3 protein-coding genes and 1 pseudogene are annotated in these 5,275 nt (G+C 61.5%); all 4 read left to right on the top strand.

All coding sequences use genetic code 11. The annotated features are described in order from the left end of the window. Nucleotides 1-500 (top strand): annotated as a pseudogene (locus AB4Y86_RS11390) (glycosyl transferase); the annotation flags it as partial. Next, nucleotides 497-1,297, top strand: a complete 801-nt coding sequence (locus tag AB4Y86_RS11385) for a CDP-alcohol phosphatidyltransferase family protein (protein WP_441402342.1) — start codon at nt 497-499, stop codon at nt 1,295-1,297. The pseudogene AB4Y86_RS11390 and the gene AB4Y86_RS11385, both read left to right, overlap by 4 nt. Beyond that, nucleotides 1,294-2,061: a hypothetical protein gene (locus AB4Y86_RS11380; RefSeq protein ID WP_441402341.1), complete on the top strand. Its 768-nt coding sequence runs from the start codon at nt 1,294-1,296 to the stop codon at nt 2,059-2,061. The genes AB4Y86_RS11385 and AB4Y86_RS11380 overlap by 4 nt, the downstream gene beginning before the upstream one ends. 95 nt (nt 2,062-2,156) lie before the next feature. Continuing rightward, the coding region (locus AB4Y86_RS11375) for a LamG-like jellyroll fold domain-containing protein (RefSeq protein ID WP_441402340.1) at nt 2,157-5,275 on the top strand (3,119 nt) is incomplete at its 3' end.

Genomic DNA, 5,275 nt, shown 5'->3' with positions numbered 1-5,275 from the left:
GTTCCACGCCGTACGGCCATGTGTACAACCAGAAGGTCCAGGAATCCTCGGACGCGCGGGTGAAATTCCTCGGCAGCGTGTGGGACCAAGAACTGCTGGACGAGCTCTACGCCAACGCGCTGGTGTACTGGCACGGTCACTCAGTGGGAGGCACCAATCCCTCATTGCTCCGGGCAATTGGCGCCGGTGCGGCGACGAACGCCTTTGATGTGAACTTCAACCGGGAGGTACTCGGTTCGGCTGGAAGATATTTCCGGAACCCGGACGACGTCGCAAAGTTGGCGGAGGAGGCAGAAGCGCACCCCGGCAGAATCCGGTTCAGGGCGGAGCACGGGCGGCAAATCGCCGCTCAATATGACTGGGACGTCGTAGCCGACGGATATGAGTCCCTCTGCTATGCGCTGGCTTCCCGCACCCTCACCCGCGCTCAAGGCCCTGTGCGAACCAGTTGGGTCTCCGCCCCCAGCCAAGCTCCGGACGAAAGCAGGGCGGCATCGTGAGTCTCGGCGACGTCCAGCCGGAACAGGTCTCCCTGTCTCGGTCCAGTTTCCACGAAACACTGGCGGCGTTGGGCGCTGCACAGAAGTCGGTGGCCGCCGGGGCCCCGCCTTACTCAATCTTGGTCAACCGGAGGCTGGGGCGATATGCCGCCGCGCTGACACATCAAGCAGCAATGACGCCCAACCAAGTGACCGGCGTCAGCGCAGGCTTCACTTTCGGGGCAATCCTGCTGCTGGCGCTCGCTACCCCAGACTGGTGGGTCGGCGCGGTCATTTGGGCTGCTTTGGCGGTGGGTTACATCCTCGATTCCGCCGATGGGCAATTAGCTCGCCTTCGGGGAGTAGGGTCCCTGGCCGGTGAGTGGCTGGACCATGTGGTGGATTGCACGAAAATCGTCAGCTTACACCTGGCGGTTCTGGTGGCGGCCTACCGCCACTTCCAGCTTCACCCGGAGGGGTGGCTCCTCGTGCCCATCGGCTACGCGATTGTCGGAACGGTTTCGTTCTTCGCCATGGTCCTCAACGACCAGCTCAAGACGACGGCTTTGCTCAAATCCGGCCGGCAGGCAATCCCCAAGCGAGGATCCGTGTTTAAGTCCATCTTCTTGGTGCCGACGGACTACGGCGTGCTCTGTTTCATCTTCGTTCTTCTCGGCGCACCGTGGATGTTCTTTACCGTCTATTCCTTGTTTTTCGCCGCCAATTCGATTCACCTCACGCTGGCTTTAGTTCGGTGGTTCGGCGATATGAAGTTCCTGTCAATTTCTCAACCGGTCTCAACTCGGAGTAAATCATGAACAGCACAAGAACTGCAGAGAATCCTTCTCCGGAAGACCGAAAAGGGAAGAAACCACTGCTCATCGGACTCGTTTTAGCGGTGATCCTGATCGGCGGGGGTATCTGGGCTTCCCCTCTAGTGGCCCCCAGCGCCCGGACCGGCGCGGAGGACGCGACACAGGCCGGTGCCGCCCCGTCCTCAGCGACGCAGGCGCCGCCGCAGACTGCTGCTTCGCAAACGAACGGTGTTGCCCCCGGCACTGCGGCAACACCTGCACCTAGTTCCACCGGGGAGTCCGCCGCGGCCGCACCAACGGCGACAGGCGCGAAGGTCAAGTCGGAGGCAGAACTTGCTGCTACGCCGCAGCTCGTGTCCGCTCCCGTGGCCATCACTGACCCCGCGGCGTTGCGCCCTGGCGTCACGGCCGACATCACAAAGTTTGAATCGGTGACGGGCACGGCAGCAGGCCCCGGCGAGATAGCAGGCCCCGCCATTCGGTTTACGGTTTCCGTCCACAATCAGTCCGCAAAGTCTGTATCGCTCGAAGGCGCACTTATCAACGTCGAGTACGGGCCGAACCGGACTCCTGCTCTGCAACTGAGCGGACCCGGCGCAGCGAGATTCCCAGAATCTGTGGGTGCGGGCGCCACGGCCTCCGCCGTCTTCGTTTTCCTACTGCCCATGGACCAGCGTGGTCAGGTTTACATCTATCTGAATTACGAAGTTTCTTCACCCATTGCAGCTTTTGCAGGGTCCATCACAACGTCTGAGGGGAAGTCATGAGCATCGAATCGAGATTCGATAGTGTTCCGGCGCGACCGCGCGGGGACAAGAATCATCCATCTAGTGCGCCACCGCGAGGATTAACAGTGCGGTCTGTGTTTGAAGTCAGTAAGAGACTGCTCGTTCTCGGGGTGTCCGTCGCAATGATGCTGGCGATCGCGGTTTTGCCGGTCCCGGCTGCCACGGCAGACACTGCGCCTTTGGATCCGGCCAACCCGGCCACACCACCCACGGTCACTGCGGATGCGTTGCCGACGGTCCAGATTGATGGTGTGGCGTGGCAGCAGCTCGTGGTTGGCAACACCGTGTATGTGGTCGGAAACTTCACGACGGCGCGGCCTGCCGGGTCCGCGCCGGGCACTAACACGGTGGCGCGGAACAACATTCTGGCCTATGACATTACGACCGGAAAGCTCAATACGACGTTCGTGGCGAGCCTGAACGCCCAGGCGAAAGCCATCACGGTCTCCCCGGATGGTTCCCGGATCTATGTCGCCGGTGCTTTTACTACGGTCAATGGCGTGTCAYGGCCATATGTGGCGGCCCTGAACCCGGTCACCGGGGCATTGATCACTAGTTTTGCGCCGAACGTCAATTCGCGCGTCTATGCCCTGGCTGCCACCAACACTTCTGTCTTCATGGGCGGCTGGTTCAGCGGCGTGGGTTCGGTCAGCCGGCCACACCTTGCTGCAGTCCGGGCCTCCGACGCCGGGCTGCTTGGCTGGAACCCCGTGGTGGCAGGGGGCGACGTGAACAACATGGTGATCTCTCCGGACGGCACCAAAGTCGTGGTCGGCGGTAATTTCACCAGTATTAATGGTTCGAGTAATCCGGGCTATGGCATGGCCGCCCTGGACACCTCGACGGCGGCGTTGCTCCCGTGGGCCGTGAACGGTCTGGTGCGCAACGGCGGAACGCAGTCTTCAATCTATAGCCTCACCTCCGACGGGACCAATGTCTACGGAACCGGATATGTGTTCGGCTCGGGGGGCAACCTTGAAGGCGCGTTCTCTGCCAGTTGGGACGGAGGGGTGCTCAACTGGGTGGAGGACTGCCACGGTGATTCCTATGGGGTATACGCCTCCGATACGGCGGTCTACACCGTCAGCCATGACCACTACTGCGGCAACATCGGCGGCTTCCCTCAGACCGACCCGAAGTGGACCTTCCACCACGCATTGGCTTTTAGCAAGGCAGCAACCGGAACTATAACGGCAGATCCGTATGGCTACTACAACTACGAGGGCACCCCCCGGCCCTCCCTGCTGCCGTGGTTTCCGGATCTTGACGTCGGATCGTTTACCGGCCAGAGCCAGGCGGCCTGGACCATCAACGGCAATTCCCAGTACGTCATTCTCGGTGGCGAGTTTCCCACCGTGAACGGAACCGCCCAACAGGGTCTGGTCAGGTTCGCGGTCAAGACCATTGCTCCCAACAAGCAAGGCCCCGTGGTAACAGGCAGCGCCATGAACCCCACGGTGCTCTCCCTTGCGACCGGAACTGTCCGGGTCGCCTGGCAGGCCAACTGGGACAAGGACAACGAGAACCTGAAGTACGACGTCATCCGTGACGATCACCAGACCACTCCCATCTTCACCACGACCCAGGCCTCCACTTTCTGGAAACGGGCGGCCATGGGCTTTCAGGACACCGGGCTCGTGCCGGGCTCGACCCACAGCTACCGCATCTTCGTTACCGACCCGTTCGGGAACATCGCCAGGTCGGACGGAGTCACGGTAACCGTCGCCTCCGCTGGAAGTATGAGTGCTTATGCCACTGACGTTTTGGCCGATGGTGCCGGCAGCTACTGGCGGCTCGGCGAAGGCAGCGGGAGCTCCCTCGTTGACTGGGCGGGCTGGTCGGACGCCGTCGCGGGGACGGGAGTGACGCGAGGCACCCCGGGCGCTGTCACTGGTGACCCCAACACGGCAAGCACCTTTGACGGCACCGTCAACGGGTCGGCGTCCACTCAAACGGCAATTCCTGGTCCGGACGTCTTCAGCGCGGAGACGTGGATCAACACCACGACGACGTCGGGCGGAAAGATTCTTGGGTTTGGCAACAACCCCACGGGGAACTCCAACAACTACGACCGTCATATCTATATGGACAATGCAGGCCACATCTACTTCGGCGTCTACACCGGATCGACCGATACATTGCGCACCGCCGGTACATACAACGACGGCCAGTGGCATCAGATCGCGGCCAGCCTTGGAGCCAACGGAATGGCTCTTTATGTTGACGGAAAGCGAGTTGGGCAACGCAGCGATGTGACACAAGGCCAGCCGTATACCGGATATTGGCGGATCGGCGGGGACAGCATCGCAAGCTGGCCCGGCGGCCCCTCGAGCGATTTCTTCCGGGGTGCCATTGACGAAGTGTCGATCTACCCAGGCGTCATCACCCTGCAACAGGTGCAGAAGCACTTCACCGACTCCGGCCGCACTCTGAACATTCCCGTCGCGCCGGCCGACAGTTACGGCAAAGCCGTGTTCCAGGGGGCACCCGATCTGTACTGGAGGCTGGGAGAGAGCAACGGCACCACCGCGGCAGACAGCAGCCCCTCGGATAATCCTGGCACCTATGTTGACGGGGTGACTCTTGGAGGTCCCTCTGGGATTGCCGGGACGACCAACACGTCGGCCACGTTCAACGGGACGTCCGGCCTGTTGTCCAGCGCAAATGTATTTGCGAATCCGACAACCTATTCGGAGGAACTCTGGTTCAACACGACTACTCAGCAGGGCGGCAAGCTGATCGGCTTTGGCGACCAGCCAACGGGGCTCTCGAACAGTTACGACCGGCACGTTTATATGGAGACCAGCGGCGCCTTGACCTTTGGGGTCTGGACTGGCCAGACAAATACCATTACTTCGCCAAAGTCGTACAACGACGGAGCCTGGCACCACATGGTGGCGACCCAGTCTTCTGACGGTATGAAGCTGTACGTGGATGGAACGGTCGTAGGCACCAACCCCCAGACGCAGGCCCAGCCCTACTCCGGGTATTGGCGGGTCGGCAGCGACAACACATGGGGACCGCAGCCGTACTTTGCCGGCGCAATCGACGAGGTGGCGGTTTATCCGGTGGCACTGTCCGACGCGGACGTAGCCAACCACTTTGCGCTCGGGAGCGCCGGGCAGCCGGCGAATCAGTTGCCGGTGGCGGCGTTTACGTCCTCGGCGGTGAATCTGGCGGCGTCGTTTGATGG

The sequence above is a fragment of the Arthrobacter sp. 2YAF22_2 genome (genome assembly GCF_052114645.1).
Classification (GTDB): Bacteria; Actinomycetota; Actinomycetes; order Actinomycetales; family Micrococcaceae; genus Arthrobacter.
The sequence above is the reverse complement of the archived record's forward strand: the minus strand, read 5'-3'. Positions and strand labels throughout refer to the sequence as shown.